Annotated in this window: 16 protein-coding genes; 12 read left to right on the forward strand and 4 right to left on the reverse strand. The window is 47.3% G+C overall.

The annotated features are described in order from the left end of the window. The first annotated feature begins 15 nt into the window (after positions 1 to 15). Both ABEQ74_RS13925 and ABEQ74_RS13930 read left to right on the forward strand, forming a co-directional pair. Positions 16 to 1,569: an ABC-F family ATP-binding cassette domain-containing protein gene (locus tag ABEQ74_RS13925; RefSeq protein ID WP_430122772.1), complete on the forward strand. Its 1,554-nt coding sequence runs from the start codon at positions 16 to 18 to the stop codon at positions 1,567 to 1,569. A 100-nt stretch (positions 1,570 to 1,669) separates the two neighbouring features. Then, positions 1,670 to 2,794 (forward strand): ThiF family adenylyltransferase, encoded by a 1,125-nt coding sequence (locus ABEQ74_RS13930; protein ID WP_430122773.1) that lies wholly within the window; start codon positions 1,670 to 1,672, stop codon positions 2,792 to 2,794. Positions 2,795 to 2,886: 92 nt separating this feature from the next. Here ABEQ74_RS13930 and ABEQ74_RS13935 read toward each other — a convergent pair whose 3' ends face one another. Beyond that, entirely contained in the window at positions 2,887 to 6,234 is a 3,348-nt protein-coding gene (locus tag ABEQ74_RS13935) for a discoidin domain-containing protein (RefSeq protein ID WP_430122774.1), read from the reverse strand. A 270-nt stretch (positions 6,235 to 6,504) separates the two neighbouring features. Here ABEQ74_RS13935 and ABEQ74_RS13940 point away from each other — a divergent pair, with 270 nt between their 5' ends. Next, positions 6,505 to 7,224, forward strand: a complete 720-nt coding sequence (locus ABEQ74_RS13940; RefSeq protein WP_430122775.1) for a response regulator transcription factor — start codon at positions 6,505 to 6,507, stop codon at positions 7,222 to 7,224. Positions 7,225 to 7,277: 53 nt separating this feature from the next. On the opposite strand, the gene ABEQ74_RS13945 is transcribed toward ABEQ74_RS13940, so the two are convergent. Together ABEQ74_RS13945 and ABEQ74_RS13950 are read right to left on the reverse strand one after the other, a co-directional pair. Then, on the reverse strand, positions 7,278 to 7,772 hold the full coding sequence (locus ABEQ74_RS13945) for a C40 family peptidase (protein WP_430122776.1): 495 nt from the start codon (positions 7,770 to 7,772) through the stop codon (positions 7,278 to 7,280). A 268-nt stretch (positions 7,773 to 8,040) separates the two neighbouring features. Further along, positions 8,041 to 8,685 (reverse strand): thiamine diphosphokinase, encoded by a 645-nt coding sequence (locus ABEQ74_RS13950; RefSeq protein WP_430122777.1) that lies wholly within the window; start codon positions 8,683 to 8,685, stop codon positions 8,041 to 8,043. A gap of 136 nt (positions 8,686 to 8,821) precedes the next feature. Between ABEQ74_RS13950 and ABEQ74_RS13955 the strand changes: the two genes are divergently transcribed. Both ABEQ74_RS13955 and ABEQ74_RS13960 read left to right on the forward strand, forming a co-directional pair. Beyond that, entirely contained in the window at positions 8,822 to 9,466 is a 645-nt protein-coding gene (locus ABEQ74_RS13955; RefSeq protein ID WP_430122916.1) for a trimeric intracellular cation channel family protein, read from the forward strand. A 78-nt stretch (positions 9,467 to 9,544) separates the two neighbouring features. Next, on the forward strand, positions 9,545 to 10,009 hold the full coding sequence (locus ABEQ74_RS13960) for a low molecular weight protein-tyrosine-phosphatase (RefSeq protein ID WP_430122778.1): 465 nt from the start codon (positions 9,545 to 9,547) through the stop codon (positions 10,007 to 10,009). Positions 10,010 to 10,315: 306 nt separating this feature from the next. Here ABEQ74_RS13960 and ABEQ74_RS13965 read toward each other — a convergent pair whose 3' ends face one another. Beyond that, positions 10,316 to 11,044 carry an alpha/beta hydrolase gene (locus ABEQ74_RS13965; protein ID WP_430122779.1) on the reverse strand — a complete coding sequence of 243 codons (729 nt, stop codon included), beginning with the start codon at positions 11,042 to 11,044 and terminating at the stop codon, positions 10,316 to 10,318. Between the two features lie 256 nt (positions 11,045 to 11,300). Between ABEQ74_RS13965 and pdhA the strand changes: the two genes are divergently transcribed. The 7 genes from pdhA to ABEQ74_RS14000 all read left to right on the forward strand — a co-directional run bounded on the left by pdhA (position 11,301) and on the right by ABEQ74_RS14000 (position 19,477). Then, positions 11,301 to 12,368: a pyruvate dehydrogenase (acetyl-transferring) E1 component subunit alpha gene (gene pdhA, locus ABEQ74_RS13970; protein ID WP_053494274.1), complete on the forward strand. Its 1,068-nt coding sequence runs from the start codon at positions 11,301 to 11,303 to the stop codon at positions 12,366 to 12,368. A gap of 150 nt (positions 12,369 to 12,518) precedes the next feature. Continuing rightward, on the forward strand, positions 12,519 to 13,496 hold the full coding sequence (locus ABEQ74_RS13975; RefSeq protein ID WP_053493795.1) for an alpha-ketoacid dehydrogenase subunit beta: 978 nt from the start codon (positions 12,519 to 12,521) through the stop codon (positions 13,494 to 13,496). Between the two features lie 29 nt (positions 13,497 to 13,525). Beyond that, the gene (locus ABEQ74_RS13980; RefSeq protein ID WP_430122780.1) at positions 13,526 to 14,845 is read left to right on the forward strand and encodes a dihydrolipoamide acetyltransferase family protein; all 1,320 of its coding nucleotides are present in this window, start codon (positions 13,526 to 13,528) and stop codon (positions 14,843 to 14,845) included. Between the two features lie 3 nt (positions 14,846 to 14,848). Continuing rightward, a complete protein-coding gene (gene lpdA / locus ABEQ74_RS13985; RefSeq protein ID WP_009589200.1) occupies positions 14,849 to 16,264 on the forward strand; it encodes a dihydrolipoyl dehydrogenase in 1,416 nt (471 codons plus the stop codon). Between the two features lie 194 nt (positions 16,265 to 16,458). Then, positions 16,459 to 17,253, forward strand: coding sequence for a thymidylate synthase (gene thyA / locus ABEQ74_RS13990; RefSeq protein WP_053493793.1), 795 nt, complete (start codon positions 16,459 to 16,461; stop codon positions 17,251 to 17,253). A 63-nt stretch (positions 17,254 to 17,316) separates the two neighbouring features. Then, positions 17,317 to 17,805 carry a dihydrofolate reductase gene (locus tag ABEQ74_RS13995; protein WP_430122781.1) on the forward strand — a complete coding sequence of 163 codons (489 nt, stop codon included), beginning with the start codon at positions 17,317 to 17,319 and terminating at the stop codon, positions 17,803 to 17,805. Between the two features lie 184 nt (positions 17,806 to 17,989). Continuing rightward, on the forward strand, positions 17,990 to 19,477 hold the full coding sequence (locus ABEQ74_RS14000) for a glutamate synthase subunit beta (protein WP_430122782.1): 1,488 nt from the start codon (positions 17,990 to 17,992) through the stop codon (positions 19,475 to 19,477). The last annotated feature ends 4 nt before the right edge of the window (positions 19,478 to 19,481 follow it).

The following is a 19,481-nucleotide window of genomic DNA, read 5'->3' on the forward strand; positions in this document are numbered from 1 at the left end:
GGAGTTACTATAGCCATGAGTTTATTGACTGTAGAGAACGTATCACATAATTTCGGAGATCGTACTCTATTTAAGAATGTATCATTTCGTTTGCTGGCCGGCGAACATGTTGGTTTGGTTGGAGCAAACGGTGTAGGCAAATCAACGCTAATGAATATTTTGACAGGGCAGCTGTTGAAGGACAGCGGCAAGGTAGAGTGGACGCCAAAAATCCGATATGGATATTTGGATCAGCATACCAAGTTGACACCCGGCAAAACAGTTCGCGATGTGCTGAAGGATGCGTTCCTGCCACTGCTTGAACTGGAAAAGGAAATGATGGAGATCACCAATAAGATGAGTGATGCTGATCCCGATGAGCTGGAGCTGCTGCTTGAGCAGATGGGCGAGATTCAGGAACAGCTGGATATCGGTGATTTCTACATGCTGGACGTCAAGGTTGAAGAGATGGCAAATGGACTTGGTTTATCGGTTATTGGCCTTGATCGTGATGTCGCAACGTTAAGCGGGGGACAGCGTACCAAGGTGCTGCTTGCCAAGCTGCTTTTGGAAAAGCCGAATGTACTTTTGCTGGACGAGCCGACCAACTATCTGGATGTTGAGCATATCGAATGGCTCACTCAATATTTGAAGCAGTACCCTTATGCGTTCATGCTGATTTCCCACGATACAGAATTTATGAATCAGGTGGTAGATGTTATCTATCATCTGGAGTTTGCGAAACTTACTCGTTATACAGCAAACTACGATAAGTTCCTGGAAATGGCTGATATTAATAAAAATCAGCACATTGATGCTTACGAGAAGCAGCAGGAATTCATCAAGAAGCAAGAGGACTTCATTCAACGGAATAAAGCGCGTTACTCGACGTCAGGCCGAGCGAAAAGCCGGGAGAAGCAGTTGGACCGTTTGGACCGGATTGACCGCCCCGAGGAAGCGGCAAAACCTGTATTCAACTTTAAGGAATCGCGCGCTAGCGGGAAAACCGTATTTGAGGGAATTGATTTTGAGATCGGATACGACCGGCCATTGCTCCCCAAAATGAATATTCTAATCGAACGCGGAGAGAAGATTGCCATAGTAGGCTGTAATGGCGTAGGTAAATCAACACTGCTTAAGACCATATTGGGCAAAATTCCTGCGTTCTCAGGCAAAACATATCAAGGGGACTTCCTGGTGCCTGCTTATTTCGAACAGGAAGTTCGTCCAGGCAATTTGACACCGATTGATGATGTGTGGAATGAATTCTCTCATTTGAACCAGCATGAGGTGCGCGCGGCGCTAGCTCGCTGCGGACTCAAAAACGAGCATATCACTCGTCCGATGAAAGCACTTAGCGGTGGAGAGCAGGCAAAAGTCCGCCTATGCAAACTGCTCATGCGCGAGAGTAACTGGATTCTGTTTGACGAACCAACAAACCATCTGGACGTTGTCGCCAAAGAGGAACTGAAGCGTGCATTAAAAGAATATAAAGGTACTATATTACTGGTTTCCCACGAACCTGAGTTCTATGAGGATTGGGTAACAAAGATCTGGAACGTTGAGGATTGGTCGCACCAGAATTCCTAAACCCATTGATCTTGCGAGATGCATAAATTCTATAAAGATAAGGAGGATGGGCTAAGGATGCTCGTCCTCCTTTTACGATCAAAGGATGGGAGGAGAAGTCATGTCAGATAGAAGTGATAATAGGGCAAGTACCATTAATGAGCCATCCTTCGAGTCAGTTTCTAAGCCTTCGGACGATCATGAAGAAGTTGATGTGGAACGCAAGCATCGATATTCCAGGCAAGAGAGATTTACTCCCTTTGGAGAAGAGGGCCAGCAGCGCCTCCGTCATTGTCACGTTCTGGTGCTTGGTGCTGGAGCGCTGGGAAGTGCCTCTGCAGAAACCTTGGTTCGCGCTGGCGTCGGACGTGTTACGATCGTGGATCGGGATTATGTGGAATGGAGCAATTTGCAGCGTCAACAGCTGTTCACCGAACAGGATGCAATTGATCGACTGCCGAAGGCTGTAGCAGCTGCTAAGCGTTTATCTGAGATGAATTCGGATTGTTTGGTGAATGGTATCGTGATGGATGTTCGCGCCGGAGAACTAACGACACTCAGCGCGGGCGTTGATTTGATGATGGATGCTACAGATAATTTCGAGACCCGTCTGATTATGAATGATGTCGGGTTCAAATTAGGGATTCCGTGGATATATGGCGGGTGTGTCGGAAGCTCAGGCATGAGCTATACCTTCTTGCCGGGAGAAACGCCTTGTTTGAACTGTTTGCTTGGAACGATACCTATGGGTGGAGATACATGTGACATTAACGGGATTCTTCCTCAGGCTGTACAGATGGTTGCCGCACATCAAACGATGGAAGCAATGAAGCTTTTGTCCGGAAACCGGCAAGCTCTTCGAAAAAAAATGCTGACCTTTGATTTATGGCGTAATGAACGAGTAGAATTCGGCGTTGAGCGTGCTAAGAAACAGGGATGCCCGACTTGTGGCGAGCATCCGGAATATCCATACTTAACTGCGACAAATGCCGGAAAAAGTGAAGTTTTATGTGGGAGGGATACGGTGCAGATCAGACCGGCCAGAACGATGAACATTGACCTCGATGAAATGGCTGACCGACTGAATAAGCTCCCTTACGGAAAAGCGACCGTAACCCCCTACATGATCATCTATCAGGTAAAACCGCATCGGTTAGTTATTTTCCGGGACGGCAGAACTTTGGTACATGGCACATCGGATATCGCCAAGGCCAGGTCGCTGTACAATCAATACGTCGGTGGTTAATCGAAGGCAATGAAGAAGTATCCGTCTAACGTTGCACAGATTCAAAAAGAGGAGTCCACATCGGACTCCTCCTTTTCATGGTTATGCCGTGATTATTGCAAAATCAAGTTGAATCCGTTCTGAATGAAATACAAATCAGGATGAGCGATATTGCGCGTGGTCAGATTGTTAAATGTTGCGGACCCGTTGCCCGTATACGTGTAGATCGCCGCACCTGGATGAGGGGACGAGAACCTGGATGACGTTACTCCGTCAAGACCCGTACCGTCAATATTGATATTGTTGAATACGATGTTCTGAAAACCGCCGCTATATCCAAACTGTACGGCACTTCGCTGGGTGTTCAGAATATCGATGTTGGTGAAGGTGACATTGCGGATGGCATCATTCGATGCTTCCAGATCGATTGCACCGCGCTCCCCATCGTACAGGTCCTTACTCGTTCCGCTGCCAATGATAGTTGTGTCAGAGAACAGAATACCGGTGTTGTTTTCAAAATGGTATCCCGGGAATACGGTATTCATTCGAATGCCCGAACCGCCTACGGTGTCAACGATCAGATTATGAGTGGCCTTGTGACCGCTTCCCCCAAAGAAAGCGATGGCTGCCGCACGCCAATTGTTTTCAATGGTGTTATAGGAGAAGGTGTTGTTAACTCCTGCAGGTGCTCCGTTCACATTACTCGTCCAGACGGCGAGACCATCGTCACCGTTATTACGAATGCTGCTGTTTCGAACGGTTGAATGGCTGGTTCCCTGGGCAAAATTGACTCCATCCGCCAGGTTATTACGGATCCGGCTGTTCTCTATAATCAGTCCTTCAGCGATAATGGCTGGAGTATGTGCATAATCACCTACCCAGAATCCGCACTCGAAATGCTCAACCCACACATTGTGGATTTTGGAGTTGGTCCCGAAATTGTCCATGAATCCTTTGTATACCGCATTTTGATTATATCGCGACCGTAAATTTGAGTTGAGGTAGACATGGCTAAAATCCAGTTGGCCCGTAACCCGGAGCGAGATCCCGCCGGAAGCCGCATTCGGGTTTGTAAATTGAAGATTTGTATGCCAGATGCCTGCCCCCATGATTTTGATGTCATCAATCATATCTCCGACCGAGCCGATCTTCCACATGTTACCTAGATGGAATGTCCCTTCAGGGATGTAAAGGGTTTTGCCGGAAGAAGCGGCAGCCTTAACGGCAGCTTCAAAAGCCGGTAGGTCATCTTGGCCGTCGTTCGGCGTTGCGCCGAAGTCAGTCACAGATACCGAGTTCGCCGGACGAGCGATAGCCGTTGGCACCGGCTCGATTTCGATGAAATCTACGCCATATTCCAGGTTATCCGCATTGGACTTCTGAATACGGATCTTGTCTCCAGGCTGGAGCGGCGCATCCAGTTTCAAGTGTACTTCATCAAACCGGAAAAGAGGGCGTCCACTTCCAGGCGCATCTGCAGGATGATCGCTTGAAAAATATTGCCAGCTGTAATACGAAGTCAATGGAACGGTCTTTTTCTTCGTGCCATTTACATAAACGTCGAGCGAGCCTGTCAAGCCCATGCCGTCCGATGAATCCGGCATTGTATAACGCATGGTGATGCCAGCCCCACCTTCACCTTCTCTAACCGTCCATTCCAGGTTGGAGCCATTTGAAGGAAGAGCCACGTAACGTTGGCCGGAGGCTTCCGATGCTGTGAGCGCTTGATCGAATGTCGGTGCCGTTTTAAGCAATGCGCCGCCTCCGCGTACTGCGTCATCCGTATCATATCGGGTATACGGCATGCTGGCGCCGCGCGAGGAATACACGGTGAGATTGGCATGGCTGACATTGTTCTCCCGTTTGATAGGCGCTTCGTTGGCATCCGCTGCCACGGATGTTGTTAAGACATAGCTGCCGTTTGCCGCTGTCCATGTGCCGGACATATTGACGCTGGTGGATGCACCTGCGGCAAGAGTTCCAGGATAGCTTCCTGTAAAGGTTTGGATCGTTGAGCCGGCCGGATTCTTCAGCTCGACGGAAATCGCATGAGGTCCGTTTGCCGTGGCTTTGTTGCCTTGGTTCTTAAGATTCACGGTAAAAGCTACGGTATTACCGGCGACTGGCGTGACAGGCGTCCATTGTACCGATCCGACCAAATCGGAACTTTCAATGGCACCGATTACAAGAGGGGATGTATGCGTGTAGCTGTTATTTTCATTATTCTGTTCGATGATTTGTTTTTCTTCGTTAACCTTGGCACTGACTGTATATGATGCAGCCGCTTTGGCTCCGGCTTGCAGCGATACTGTAGTGGAAGCGCCCGCGGCAAGCGGACCTACTGGGGAGGAGCCAACCTTAATGTCATTCAGGTAAAAATTGACCGTCGTAGCTCCCGCATCTGCGCTGCCTATGTTTTTAACCGTAGTATGCAATGTAATGTCATCGTTTTCGATCGGAGAGGACGGTGACCAGGACAAACCTGTAATGGTCAGATCCGGATTCTGCGCGGCTGTGCCATACACTTCGAATTCCGCAATCTGTCCTGCCGGTGCGCCTGAATTGGACGTTATGTTTAATTGCAGACGTTTTACGGTTGCGGTTACAGGAATTGTCACAAAGTTGCCGGAAACGGGATTGAAGGTATAAGGCTGTGCCGATACCAAATTGCTGAAGTGCGTGGTGTTCTGGTCATGTCCCAGCACTTGAATGGTTTGGGTACGAGCACTCCATTCCGGAGCCGGATTCAGCTTAAGTAGGATGGAAGTGATATCGTGATCGGATCCGAGGTCGAGGGTCAACGTACTTGGATTGCTTCCACCTTCCCAGTAGGTATGAATATCGTTGTCATTTGCATTGGCCGCTACATACGTGAATGTGCTTGAGGAGGCTGTGATCGGTTTGCCGACCGCAATATTGGTTCCCACAGGAGACGTTGGCGGGGATGCCGATGGTCCGTATATTTCGAATTCGGACAGCTGGGCTGCCGGCCAAACCGTATTGTTTGTTAGGCTCAGGCGAACATATCGGGTGCTTGCTTCGTCAAAGCTGATCGTCACCGAATTTCCTTCGGCTGGGTTGAATTCATACGCTGCTGAATCCACGATATTTGTGAATGTTGAACCGTTCGAGCTGCCTTGCACGATCAGCGATTGAGTCCGCGACTCCCAGCCCGTAGGAAGTTTAAGAACGATCCGGTTAATGCTTGTGTCAGTCCCGAGATCAATTTGAATCCACTGAGGAAACGCATGATTGGTGCTTTCCCAATACGAATCGGGATTACCATCATTCACGTTAGCCGGTCCGTAGTTCTGGGTTTGGCCGCTTGCTGTTACGACTTTGCCAAGCGAGAGATTGATTCCGTCTGCAGCCGAAACCCGAGCGGGAGGCCCGGCGGCCGTGACCACAATGGATATCAGCATGGCTACGACAAGAGGCCATGCCATGAGCTTGCTGCGCATGTTATTATTCCTCCTCGATCATTATTGTTAATAAGCTGTACCGGTGATAAATCCCCCTTTCCTTCATCCTATATCCCATTATAAAAATGGCCTCACGATGGTGATAAGATGCAATTCTACGCAAATCGTATGTGATCCGAGCATCTTTTGCCTTGTGTTGAAATTATTAAAAGGAATCAAGTTCTGGCGGTTAATCATCTAAGAGCAGGAGTGAAAGCAGGCTGAATCAGACATACTTACATTATTAAGCGCTGAAAGCGGGGTGAGCCCGTGGAGAAAGCAATTTTAATCGCGGCAGACAAAACAGACCACCTACAGATGCTCATCGATATGTTAGAGCAAACGGGGTATCAGGTTACGCATGTTACGAGTTATTCGGAGGTTGTCGGTTACATGCAGCACTCCCAGGTAGATTTGCTGCTGATCGACAGCAGATTAGAGGGGATGGACCAATTTAATCTCGTAGAACGGCTGGCAGGAAAAAAGGAACAGATCCCCATCATCGTAATTGGTAGTGAAGGTACAGATGAGGCTGTAGCAGCATTGGAGGCCGGGGCCCATGACTACATCTCTAACGATCGAGATCCTAGAGAACTGGCCGCTCGCATTGCTAATCTACTGAGACTCTTTCAGACAGGTCCCTTGGAAGAGGAAGAGATAATCCGAATTGGGGATCTGGTGATAGATCCATTGGGCCGTACAGTGTTCAGAGGAGATATGCCCATCGAATTGACGCAGCGAGAGTATGATTTATTGCTGTTTTTAGCCAGGAGGCAAGGGCGGGTATGCACGCGTGAAGATATTTTACGACAAGTGTGGGATTATGATTTCCATACGGGCACGAATGTGGTGGATGTTTATATTCTTCATTTACGAGAGAAGATCGATAAAGGACACAAACAGAAACTGGTGCGTACGATTCGGGGGACCGGTTATAAGCTGTTGTCACAGAAGGACATCCATGTAAACCCAAAAGACCGCCTGCCCTAAAGAGGCAGACGGTCTTATAATATTTAATCCTTATGGAATAAACGAATTAATGACTACAGTACGCGACGAGCTTTCAGATATGTCTTGCTCCAGTTGCCAGTCAGAGTGGAGATCGTCACACCAGGCTTCCCGTAAGTGTGCAGAATTTTATTGTTGCCCATATATACAGCTACGTGAGTTACATTTCTACCATTTGCACGGCTTCCGCTGGAGAAGAAGATCAAATCGCCAGCTTTCAAGTTCGATTTCGATACAGCTACTCCTACTTTGGATTGAGCGGCAGACGTACGGGGCAAATTCACACCGTATTTCTTAAAGATATGCTTCATGAACGATGAGCAATCAAAGACTCTGGTTGTAGAGGTGGAAGCTCCGAATTTATAAGGTGTTCCCATATATTGTTTACCATAATTAACGACTTGAGCGCCTTTGCTAACTGCTGCTGCTTCTACAGGAGTTGGTGGTGTCACAGCAAGTACTGCCCCAACACCCAAAGTTGCGCTTAAGCTGATTACTACGGCTTTCTTAATCCATTGTTGTCGATTCATGTTGTAATTACCTCCATGTAGTTTTTGTTTTGGCGATGAACCGAGTATATCAGATTTGAAACCGTCTATAATTTGGATAATCAGCGCAATTCCTTGGGCCGCATGGAATGAAAGCGAATTATTAAAATATCATTAAAAGTAACAAAAAATTAAGAATTAAACGTATGAGCAGTGATAGAAAAAAGAAAAAACCCTTGAAATACAAGGGTTTTCTAAGATGTTAATGAAAGGTTAAACTGTGGGTCTAAAGATGACAAAATAGTCATGATTAGCGATCTTTGCTCTGTATGATGAGCAGCAAACCTCCCTCAATCCGAACGGTACCTTTCTCCTCGGAAAGCTTATTGCTGATTCCTAGTGATTGTCCCAAACGCAGCGTGGCATTTTGGAGCGGATACTGAAATCCTTCTAGATAGATCCCAGTAACTTCGGTTGTAAGCGGCAGAAGTGAGACGTATGTAAATCCTCTGTCCTCAACTAGGCAGTTTGAACCTGTGAGCATAATATAATTGTTCATATCAAGTATGGAACATGGTATATGATGCTGAAGTCCGCGAATCAACATATGAATATTGGCTAGCGTGTGGTCCAAACGTGTACCTGTCGCTCCTAGAATCATGATGGAGGAGGGTGATTGCTCAAGTGCTAATTCGAAGGCGAGTTCGGTGTCGGTCAGATTTTTGTCGATCGGATCGCAAGCGATGACTTTCCCGCTCATGGCTCGGATATGTTCCAACTGATCGGATGGAATCGAGTCGAAATCCCCCACGGACAGATCCGGCCTGATGCCATGGTCAATCAAGAACAGGGACCCGCGATCAGCGCCTATAATGAAGTCCCCTTCTTGAATTTCGTCCAAAAATGTGGGTGACAACTCCCCGCCTGTATATATCAGGACGCGAGTGTGATTCATCATAAATTCCTCCTTTTTCGAGCGAATTGTCATTGAATTCTAGTATAAAGCAGTTTTCATGCTTGCACAATTTAAACAGCCACGTCTACAATGTAAGATGTAAATCGATGGGGAGCGGGGGAACTATGCTTTGGACATGCATATGTTTGATGTATTCAGTATAATTGGCACTATCGCGTTCGCGATGTCGGGAGCTTTTGTAGCAATGGAAGAGGAATATGATATTCTGGGTGTCGTGGTTCTCGGATTGGTTACTGCTTTCGGCGGCGGTATTATAAGAAACGTATTGATCGGTGTGCCAGTGACCACGCTGTGGAGTCAGGGAGATTTAATCATGCTGGCGATGATTTCGGTATTCGTCGCATTTGTGCTGCCTCTCCGCTTCATACAGCACTGGAAGAAGACAGAAGCATTATTTGATGCGATCGGCTTGTCGGCGTTTGCCATTCAAGGGGCGTTATATGCTACACAAATGAATCATCCCATGAGTGCGGTAATTGTAGCTGCCGTGCTTACAGGCAGCGGCGGTGGAATGGTACGGGATCTATTAGCCGGACGAAAACCGCTTGTGCTGCGCGACGAGATTTATGCTGTCTGGGCGATGGCAGCGGGGCTTGCCATTGGGCTGGGCATCGCTACCAAGACATGGCAGCTGCTGACTCTGTTCGTTGTAGTGATCGTATTCAGAATGTTGTCCGTTCTCTATAAATGGAAATTACCTAGAAGGTCATTGCACGATGGAAGACCTTCTCCTTCCCAGGGAAATGAGATCAGCTCGTGATAGTGGAAGGTTGAGAGTCATTCAGATTTATACATGACGTAAATGTAATTGTTATTAAACGTTAAAGGAGATAAGTTCATGATATCCGTTTTGTTTGTATGTCTGGGGAATATCTGCCGATCGCCTATGGCAGAAGCGGTGTTAAGACATAAAATTATGCAGCGGGGGCTGCAGGATCAGATACACGTGGATTCCGCTGGCACAGGGGATTGGCATGTTGGAAGCATACCTCACGAAGGTACACGGAAAATGTTGGATCATTGGCAAATTAGTTATGAAGGCATGGTAGCTCGACAAGTGCTAGACAAAGACTTCAAGGATTTTGATTATGTCATCGGCATGGATAATTCCAATGTTGAGAATATGCGCAAATTGGCCGGGTACGATGAAGCCAAGATTCTAAAGTTTATGGATCTTCTGCCGGATGAGAAGCTGCGCGAGGTGCCTGATCCTTATTTCACCGGAAATTTTGAAGAGGTGTATCAGCTTATCAATGCAGGGTGTGACATTCTACTGGACAAAATCATTCGGGAAAAGCTATAATCGAGTCGAACAAGCGGTGAGTCAGCCGCTTTTTTGACGAAGGAAATTGAAAGCGATACCAAGATGAACGGGCTGTTGAAACAGAAAAGATGAACAATGCACATTCCATTAAAAAAATGCGCGGTTGTTCATCTTTTTTTTGAAGTGGAGACAAAGAGGGAATCCGTTCACCCCTCTTATCTCATTATGAGTATGCGCTTTGCCAACTGCTCACATGTCACGCCACCAGGCCAGGTGGGACAGATGGCGAAAATTATAGTAACAGGTTAATCCAATAACAGATCAGTTGTTGCTGTGTGTAATGAATTAACCCAGGAAGTACATAAGGGCAGCAGGGAGCTCTTTTTGCCAGAATCCCCAAAGGTGACGTCCGTCTTTTTCATAATAAGTAATGGTGGCACCTCGTTCTTCCAGTAAAGCCTTGGTTGAACGATTCAATTCAACGAAGTTATAGACACCTGTATCGGTTGCATAGTTGTCTTCTTGAAGACCTACAATCATATAGATGTCGAGCCAGGACAAATCCTGCTCTTCCCGGATCATATCCTGGGATTTCTCATAGAAAGCACCGGACAAGCTAATGATTCGTGAGAAGAGATGCGGATAACGCAGGGCTAGATGGACAGAGACGCTTCCGCCAAGGGAATCACCAGCGAGAACGCGCTCGGCTGGCTCTTTGCGAACAGGATATTTCTGTTCAATGAAGGGAATAATCTCTTCGGCGAAACAGGACAGATAAGCATCGAAACGATTTCCAAAAGGCGCATACTCCTCGGTGCGTATCTTTGTATTAACTTCAACGCCTACAATAATGAAAGGATCTACGCCTTCTTCGAGAATGAGCTGGTTGGCCCACGTCGCGATCCGGCCGAAGTTGAAAAATTCTTCTCCGTCCTGACAATAAACGACAGGATAGCTGAGGATTTCATTGTAGCCGGGTGGGAGATAGATGCGGAGCGTTCGATTCTCTTGCAAAAACTTGCTTTCAATCACTTCTTTTACGATGGTTCGCTTCAATAAACGTTCATTCGTCATAAATCGTCACCTTTTTCGGGTTAGTTTTTGAAATGCGGTAAACAATAAGTTAAAATTACCCTGACCTATCTAAGATGTCTGTTGTTCTATGATGTTTGTCATTCTGTTATAGTATTGTTTGCGATCTGTTATACATACAAACGTCGAGAAATGTGAAATTTTATCCCGTATTTCTTTGACGAATGGAGTGAAACAGGTGTATAATAATTCTATAACAGCGGAACTTGATATTCAAATATTTATTGAGGTGAAAAAAATGACCAAGGTTCCTTATGAAGTATATACCGAGGAAGTAGGTACTCTATCAGTACTTTCCCCGGATGGCAAAATCGTAAACAAAGATCTTTTGCCGGAATTGTCAGACGATCAACTGAAAGAAATTATGTACCGCATGGTATTTACCCGTACTTGGGATGATCGTGCCGTAAATCTGGGCCGTCAAGGACGTCTCGGCTTCTATGCGCCTGTATCCGGACAAGAAGCTACAATGGTAGGCAGTGAGTTTGCACTTGAGAAAGACGATTTTGTTTGCCCGGGCTACCGCGATATGCCGCAAATCGTGTGGCATGGTCTTCCGCTTTATCAAGCATTCCTTTATTCCCGCGGACATCAGCATGGCGGACAAATTCCAGAGGGTGTTAACGTATTGATGCCTCAGATTATCATTGGTGCGCAAATTCTGCATGCCATGGGTATTGCTATGGGTTACAAATTGAAAAAACAAAAACAAGTTGTTATTACGTATACCGGTGATGGCGGTTCCTCCGAAGGTGACTTCTACGAAGGCTTGAACTATGCCGGCGTATATAAATTACCAGTGATTTTCTTTGTTCAAAACAATGGTTATGCGATCACAACTCCGTTCTCCAAGCAGACAGCAGCATTGTCTATCGCTCATAAAGCTGTTGCAGCTGGAATCAAGGGAGTTAAGGTTGACGGTATGGACGTGCTTGCGGTAATTAAAGCAGTTCGTGACGCAGCTGAACGCGGCCGCAATGGCGAAGGTGCAACACTTATTGAGGCAGTAACTTACCGTTTCCGTCCACACTCCCTTTCCGATGACGCTACAAAATATCGTACGAAGGAAGAAGAGGGCGAGTGGAACGAGAAGGATCCAATCGCGCGTCTTGCGAAGTACCTTGAATCCAAAGGGTTGTGGACAGAAGAGGATACAGCTCGCGTGAAGGAAGAAGCGAAAGCGAAAGTCAACGAACAGATCAAAAAAGCCGAGCAAACGGAAAAAATGACGGTGCCTGGTTTGATCGACAGCATGTTCGAACAAACGCCTAAGCATTTGGAAGAGCAAAAAGCGGATTTCCAATAAGCATGACGGACCGATGATTATCGTTAGTTGTATTTTTCGATAATCATCCGGTCTTCTCATGGCTCCAAGGACGCTTATTCATATGAACATATAGCCGAATAAGGCATAACACTGGAAGTTTACTGTATTTCTTAAGGAGGAAATGAAGCAATGGCACAAATGAACATGAAAGAAGCGATTCGCGACGCCATGCGCGTTGAATTGAGCCGTGACCCTAACGTTGTCATCTTCGGTGAAGACGTAGGTAATGTCGGCGGTGTTTTCCGTGTAACGGAAGGCCTTCAGAAAGAATTCGGGGAAGAGCGCGTATTTGATACACCACTGGCTGAATCCGCTATTGGCGGTATGGCTGTTGGTCTTGGTATTCAAGGATTCCGTCCGATTGCTGAAATTCAATTCGTAGGATTTATCTTTGAGGCGCTTGACCAAATCGTTGTTCAAGCCGCTCGTATGCGTTACCGTTCCGGCGGACGCTATAACTCTCCAATTGTATTCCGTACACCATTTGGTGGAGGGGTTAAAGCAGCTGAGCTTCACACGGATGCACTTGAAGGTTTGATCGCTCAAACACCGGGTATTAAAGTTGTAGTGCCTTCCAATCCTTATGATGCAAAAGGTCTTATGATCGCAGCGATCCGCGACAATGATCCTGTATTCTTCATGGAGCACTTGAACCTGTATCATGCGTTCCGCGCCGAAGTTCCTGAAGGTGACTACACCGTTGAACTTGGCAAAGCTAACGTTGTCCGCGAAGGAACTGACGTTACGATCATCGCTTACGGGCTGATGGTTCACACAGCTACGAAAGCGGCTGATGAGCTCGAGAAAAACGGAATCAAAGCGGAAATTATCGACCTGCGCACCATTGCTCCAATCGATATCGACACCGTACTGGCTTCGGTTAAGAAAACCAACCGTGCGATCGTGGTCCAAGAAGCACAAAAATCTGCGGGTGTAGCCGCTGAGGTTATCGCTCAAATTAACGAAAAAGCGATTCTCCACTTGGAAGCCCCAGTGCTTCGCGTGACTCCGCCCGACACTGTGTATCCATTCGCTCAAATTGAGGATACTTGGTTGCCTACGCCAGCACGTATCATTGACGCCGTAAATAAAGTATTGAATTTCTAATAGCAGCAATATCTAGGGAGGTTTTACAGTTGGCAAAATTTGAATATCGTTTTCCAGAGCTGGGTGAAGGTTTGCATGAAGGTGAAATCATCAAAATGCATATTAAGCCAGGCGACAAAGTAACAGACGACGACATCATCATGGAAGTGCAGAATGACAAGGCAGTCGTGGAAGTTCCTTGTCCCGTGAACGGTACGGTTCAAGAAGTTTTTGCCAAGGACGGTCAAGTATGCCGTGTCGGTGAAGTGGTTGCTGTCATTGATGCAGAAGGTGACATTCCTGAGCAGGAGGTACCTGCTGAAGAGCAGTCTTCTCAAGAAGCTGACGCTGCTAAGGGAAGTGCTGATACGACTTCTTCCCCGGCTAAAGATGCACCAGCTGATGCTAAACAAGGCGGAAACGGTGAGGCAGCAGCACCAGCAGCACCTAACCGTGAAGTTCTGGCTACGCCAAGCGTGCGCAAATTTGCTCGCGAACAAGGCGTGGACATCGCTCAAGTTCAGGGCTCCGGCAACAATGGTAAAGTGACTCGCGAAGATGTTGAAGCCTTCAAGAACGGTGGCGGCCAAGCAGCTGCTCCGGCACAAGAAGCTGCATCCGAAGCAAAAGTAGCTCCTGCAGCAGCATCCGCAGCAGTGGACACTCGTGCAGAAGAAGAGCGCGTACCATTCAAAGGTATTCGCAAAGCGATCTCGAATGCTATGGTTAAGTCGGCTTACACAGCTCCGCACGTTACGATCATGGACGAAGTTGATGTAACTGAACTGGTAGCGTTCCGTACTCGTATGAAACCAATCGCCGAGAAGAAAGGTACGAAAGTTACGTATCTGCCATTCATCGTTAAAGCACTGGTTGCGGCTAGTCGCCAATTCCCTGCGCTCAATGCGATGATCGACGAAGAAGCGAACGAAATTGTGTACAAGAAGTACTACAACATCGGTATCGCTACAGATACGGACAACGGTCTGATCGTACCGGTTATCAAAGATGCAGATCGTAAGAGCATCTGGATGATCGCTGACAGCATTCGTGACCTGGCTGCTCGCGGCCGTGAAGGTAAACTGTCCCCTAACGAAATGAAGGGCAGCACGATTTCCATCACGAACATCGGATCTGCAGGCGGTATGTTCTTTACACCAATCATTAACTTCCCAGAGGTTGCTATTCTCGGTACCGGCCGCATCAGCGAAAAAGCGGTTGTTAAGAACGGCGAGATTGTAGCAGCACCTGTGATGGCATTGTCCTTGAGCTTTGACCACCGTATCATCGACGGCGCAACTGCTCAAAACTTTATGAACTATATTAAACAGCTGCTCGCTAACCCTGAGCTGCTTGTTATGGAGGTGTAACTAATGGTAGTTGGAGATGCTTCTTTAGATATTGATACTCTAGTCATTGGTGCTGGTCCTGGTGGTTATGTGGCGGCGATTCGTGCCGCCCAACTGGGTCAAAAGGTTCTGATCGTTGATAAATCGGAACTCGGCGGTGTTTGCTTGAATCGTGGTTGTATTCCATCCAAAGCTTTGATTGCTGCAGCTCATCAGTTCGAATCCGCGAAACATGCCGATGCATTCGGTATTTCCGTGGAGAACGTAACCGTTGATTTTGCAAAAACTCAAGAATTCAAAAACGGTGTTGTCAAGAAAATGACCGGCGGTGTAGCTGGTTTGCTGAAAGGCAACAAAGTGGAAGTATTCAACGGCGAGTGCATGTTCATCAACGAAAACGAAGCTCGCGTATTCAATGATCATGAGTCTCCGCGTTACCGTTTCAAAAACTGCATCATTGCTACAGGCTCCCGTCCAATTGAATTGAAGCCATTCCCATTTGGCGGACGCATCTTGTCTTCTACAGAAGCATTGAATCTGCCTGAAGTACCGAAGAGCATGATCGTTATCGGTGGCGGCTACATCGGTGCCGAGCTTGGCCAAATGTACTCCAAATTCGGTTCCAAAGTTACAATCATTGAAGGTCTGGACAGCGTTCTGGCTGGCTTTGACAAAGACATGACAAGCCTCGTTACGAAAAACATGAAGAAAACCGGTATCGAAATTATCACAGGTGCAAAAGCTGAAAGTGCTGAGCAGAACGATAAAGAAGTTACCGTGAAATACTCCGTGAACGGTGAAACCAAAGAAGTAACAGCAGATTACCTGCTGGTTACAGTTGGCCGTCGCCCGAATACTGACGGAGAGCTCGGTCTGGACCTGATCGGCCTCGATATGGATGAGCGCGGATTCGTGAAAGTCGACCATCAAGGACGCACCAGCATTCCTCATATCTTCGCAATTGGGGACATCGTGTCTGGTCTGGCTCTTGCACACAAAGCTTCTTATGAAGGTAAAGTGGCAGCTGAGGCTATTTCCGGAATGCCATCTGTCGTGGATTACAAGTGTATCCCGGCTGTTGTGTTTACAGATCCTGAATGCTCCAGCGTAGGTTATACTGAAGCTCAAGCGAAGGAAAAAGGCCATAAAGTAAAAGCTGGCAAATTCCCTTACGCAGGTAACGGACGTTCCGTATCCTTGAACCATCCGGAAGGCTTCGTGAAAATCGTGGCTGAAGAAGGAACAGGACTTATTCTCGGAGCGCAAATCGTAGGTCTGGAAGCTTCCAACCTGATCGCTGAGCTTGGTCTTGCGATTGAAATGGGTGCAACTCTTGAAGATGTAGCATTGACAATTCATGCGCATCCAACGCTGGGTGAGATCGTTATGGAAGCTGCGGAACTGGTTATGGGTCATCCGATCCACATCATTGCTCGTTAATCTAAACGACGCATATTCAGGGCATTATAATTTGGTCAGGGGACTGAGAGTGCAAGTGGCGCTCTCGGTCCCCTGTTTTTGTGAGGATAAACGACGTGAAATCCGACATTTTTCGACAGGGGGATTTTAAGCATCCCAATCATTCCATGAACATGGTAGACTGTTAGTATGAGATTCTAGTGAGGTGACTATAGATGAAACAATATTTGGAGCTGCTGCAGGATATACTAGATCATGGTGTAGAGAAAGGCGATCGTACGGGGACGGGGACGTTATCTGTTTTCGGAAGACAATTGCGTTTTGATTTGTCCAAAGGATTCCCGCTTATGACAACGAAGCGAATTCATTTAAAATCGGTAATCCATGAGCTATTGTGGTTTTTGAGCGGAGAAACGAATATAAGGTACTTAAAAGAAAATGGCGTTAGAATATGGGATGAGTGGGCAGATGAGAATGGAGATTTGGGCCCTGTCTATGGCTCGCAGTGGCGGGCATGGGAAACGCCGGACGGGCGCCACATCGATCAGATCGCCCAGGTGATCGATTCAATTAAGAACAACCCCGACTCCCGCCGACATATCGTCAGCGCCTGGAACGTGGCTGAGATCGAGAATATGAAGCTCCCGCCATGTCATTTTGTATTCCAATTCTATGTAGCGGGAGGCAAACTGTCCTGCATGCTTACGATGCGTTCGGTGGATTCCTTCCTCGGATTGCCGTTTAACATCGCCAGTTACGCTCTTCTAACCCATATGGTTGCTCAGCAATGCGACCTGGAACCTGGTGAATTTATCTGGTCTGGGGGCGACGTGCATATCTATTCCAATCATATGGAGCAGGTACGAACACAGCTCGAACGCGAGCCGTATGAACTTCCGAAGCTGGTTATTAAGCGGAAGCCGGATAGTATTTTTGATTACACGTTTGAAGACTTTGAATTTGAGGGCTATCAGTATCATCCAACCATTAAAGCAACGGTTGCAGTTTAAATAGGTTTCTCTCCACTTGGGTTCCTAACAAATAATAAATCAAGGAAAGGGGAGGCGATTTACATGATATCTATGATATGGGCTATGGGCAAGGATCAAGTAATTGGTCTGAACGGAACGATGCCTTGGCGGTTACCGCGGGATATGGCTTTTTTTAGGGAGAAGACTCTGAATAAACCAATTCTTATGGGGCGTAAGACATGGGATTCTTTTGGCAGTAAGCCGCTGCCTCATCGCAAGAATATCGTACTCACACGAGACGAGAACTTTAAGCTGCCAGAGGACCAAGGTATTGTCATTCACGATATCGAGGATTCGCTCGTTTATGCGGAGAATGAAGAGCTGATGGTCATTGGTGGATCGCAAATCTACGAATTATTGCTGCCTAAAGCGGATCGACTGTATTGCACATTTATTGATGAAACCTTCGAAGGGGATACGTTTTTCCCTACTGTCAATTGGGATGAATGGAAAATCATCGAGGAAATACCCGGCATTACTGATGAAAAAAATCCATACTCCTACCGCTTTGTTATTTATGAACGAAAGTAGTTAAGGGGCTCCCCTATAGGGTTGTATCTTCCTGTAACCTCTGTTTTATCCATGATCGCATAGATGTAAACAGCATGATAGTACAAATGATCATGCATATACTCCATTTATCAGATGAAAAGCGAGATGCTACTATATTTCTAATGATGAACGGCATGGACGAAACGGACGGGGGTACAACATTATGTCTACACCAACAGGATTTATGGAATATCAGCGCCGGCTTCCGGGAGACCGAAGCCCGCTTGAACGAGTTAAAGATTGGGAAGAGTTTCATAAGCATTTAGCAGAAGAGGAGCTTCAGACGCAGGGAGCACGCTGCATGGATTGCGGTACGCCATACTGCCACACTGGCATCGATATGCTCGGAGGAACATCAGGCTGTCCGATCCATAATTTGATTCCCGAATGGAATCATCTGGTATACCGTGGATTATGGAGAGAGGCGCTGGAACGTCTTCATAAAACGAATAACTTTCCTGAGTTTACCGGACGCGTATGTCCTGCGCCATGCGAGGGTTCTTGTACAGTTGGCTTGATTGGTGAACCGGTCGCGATCAAATCGATCGAGCAAGCGATAATCGACAAAGGGTTTGAAGAAGGCTGGGTTGTTCCCGAACCACCAGAGAAGCGCACAGGACGTCGCGTCGCTGTTGTGGGTTCAGGTCCGGCAGGATTGGCGGCTGCAGCTCAATTAAATAAAGCAGGCCATTCCGTTACCGTCTTCGAACGTGCGGACCGCATCGGCGGGCTGTTGACTTATGGGATCCCATCGATGAAGCTGGACAAGGGTATTGTTCAGCGCCGGGTAGATCTGCTTATGGCTGAGGGCGTCGAATTCGTTGTAAACACGGAGATCGGCAAAGACATTCCAGCCCAGCAGCTGATGGAGGATTATGACGCTGTTGTACTGTGCGGCGGCGCAACCAAACCCCGCGAGTTTGCGATTGAGGGCAGCGATCTTAAAGGAATTCATTATGCGATGGATTATTTGAATGGAACGATCAAAAGCCTGCTGGATTCGGGCTTGGAAGATGGTCAATATATATCATCCAAAGACAAGGATGTCATCGTCATTGGCGGCGGTGATACCGGCTCCGACTGCGTTGCCACAGCCTTGCGTCACGGCTGTCGCAGTGTGACTCAATTCGGTACGCATAAACAGGCTCCGCTGCAGCGCGACCCTGCTTCTAACCCGTGGCCTCAATTCCCGAACGTGTATACACTCGATTACGCACAACAGGAAGCCAAAGCATTGTTTGGCCGTGATCCACGTGAATTCTCGATCATGACAACGAAATTCATTGGGGATAAGGAAGGCAATCTCAAGGAGCTTCAGACGGTTCAAATCGAGCGGATTGTAGATGAAACAGGACGTAAAGTGTACCGCCCTATTCCCGGCACGGAAAAAGCCTTCCCGGCTCAAATGGCTTTCATTGCAATCGGCTTTGACGGACCGGAGCGAACACTGATCGAGCAGCTTGAACTTGAGACGGATCGTCGATCGAATGTAAAAGCACCGTATGGCAAATATACGACCAATGTGGATAAAGTATTTGCCGCTGGAGATATGCGTCGCGGACAAAGCCTCGTGGTATGGGCCATTAACGAAGGCCGCGAGGTTGCGCGCGAGGTAGACAAATATTTGATGGGTGCTACCGTACTGGTTTAATCCT

It is taken from the genome of Paenibacillus solani, assembly GCF_050475945.1.
In the GTDB taxonomy this organism is placed as follows: domain Bacteria; phylum Bacillota; class Bacilli; order Paenibacillales; family Paenibacillaceae; genus Paenibacillus_AQ; species Paenibacillus_AQ solani_A.

Bases quoted from the DNA above. Each gene is read 5' to 3' on its own strand.
- ABEQ74_RS13925 (WP_430122772.1), top strand. From the start codon at position 16: ATGAGTTTATTGACTGTAGAGAACGTATCACATAATTTCGGAGATCGT.
- ABEQ74_RS13930 (WP_430122773.1), top strand. From the start codon at position 1,670: ATGTCAGATAGAAGTGATAATAGGGCAAGTACCATTAATGAGCCATCC.
- ABEQ74_RS13935 (WP_430122774.1), bottom strand. From the start codon at position 6,234: ATGCGCAGCAAGCTCATGGCATGGCCTCTTGTCGTAGCCATGCTGATA.
- ABEQ74_RS13945 (WP_430122776.1), bottom strand. From the start codon at position 7,772: ATGAATCGACAACAATGGATTAAGAAAGCCGTAGTAATCAGCTTAAGC.
- ABEQ74_RS13950 (WP_430122777.1), bottom strand. From the start codon at position 8,685: ATGAATCACACTCGCGTCCTGATATATACAGGCGGGGAGTTGTCACCC.
- ABEQ74_RS13955 (WP_430122916.1), top strand. From the start codon at position 8,822: ATGCATATGTTTGATGTATTCAGTATAATTGGCACTATCGCGTTCGCG.
- ABEQ74_RS13960 (WP_430122778.1), top strand. From the start codon at position 9,545: ATGATATCCGTTTTGTTTGTATGTCTGGGGAATATCTGCCGATCGCCT.
- ABEQ74_RS13965 (WP_430122779.1), bottom strand. From the start codon at position 11,044: ATGACGAATGAACGTTTATTGAAGCGAACCATCGTAAAAGAAGTGATT.
- pdhA (WP_053494274.1), top strand. From the start codon at position 11,301: ATGACCAAGGTTCCTTATGAAGTATATACCGAGGAAGTAGGTACTCTA.
- ABEQ74_RS13975 (WP_053493795.1), top strand. From the start codon at position 12,519: ATGGCACAAATGAACATGAAAGAAGCGATTCGCGACGCCATGCGCGTT.
- lpdA (WP_009589200.1), top strand. From the start codon at position 14,849: ATGGTAGTTGGAGATGCTTCTTTAGATATTGATACTCTAGTCATTGGT.
- thyA (WP_053493793.1), top strand. From the start codon at position 16,459: ATGAAACAATATTTGGAGCTGCTGCAGGATATACTAGATCATGGTGTA.
- ABEQ74_RS13995 (WP_430122781.1), top strand. From the start codon at position 17,317: ATGATATCTATGATATGGGCTATGGGCAAGGATCAAGTAATTGGTCTG.
- ABEQ74_RS14000 (WP_430122782.1), top strand. From the start codon at position 17,990: ATGTCTACACCAACAGGATTTATGGAATATCAGCGCCGGCTTCCGGGA.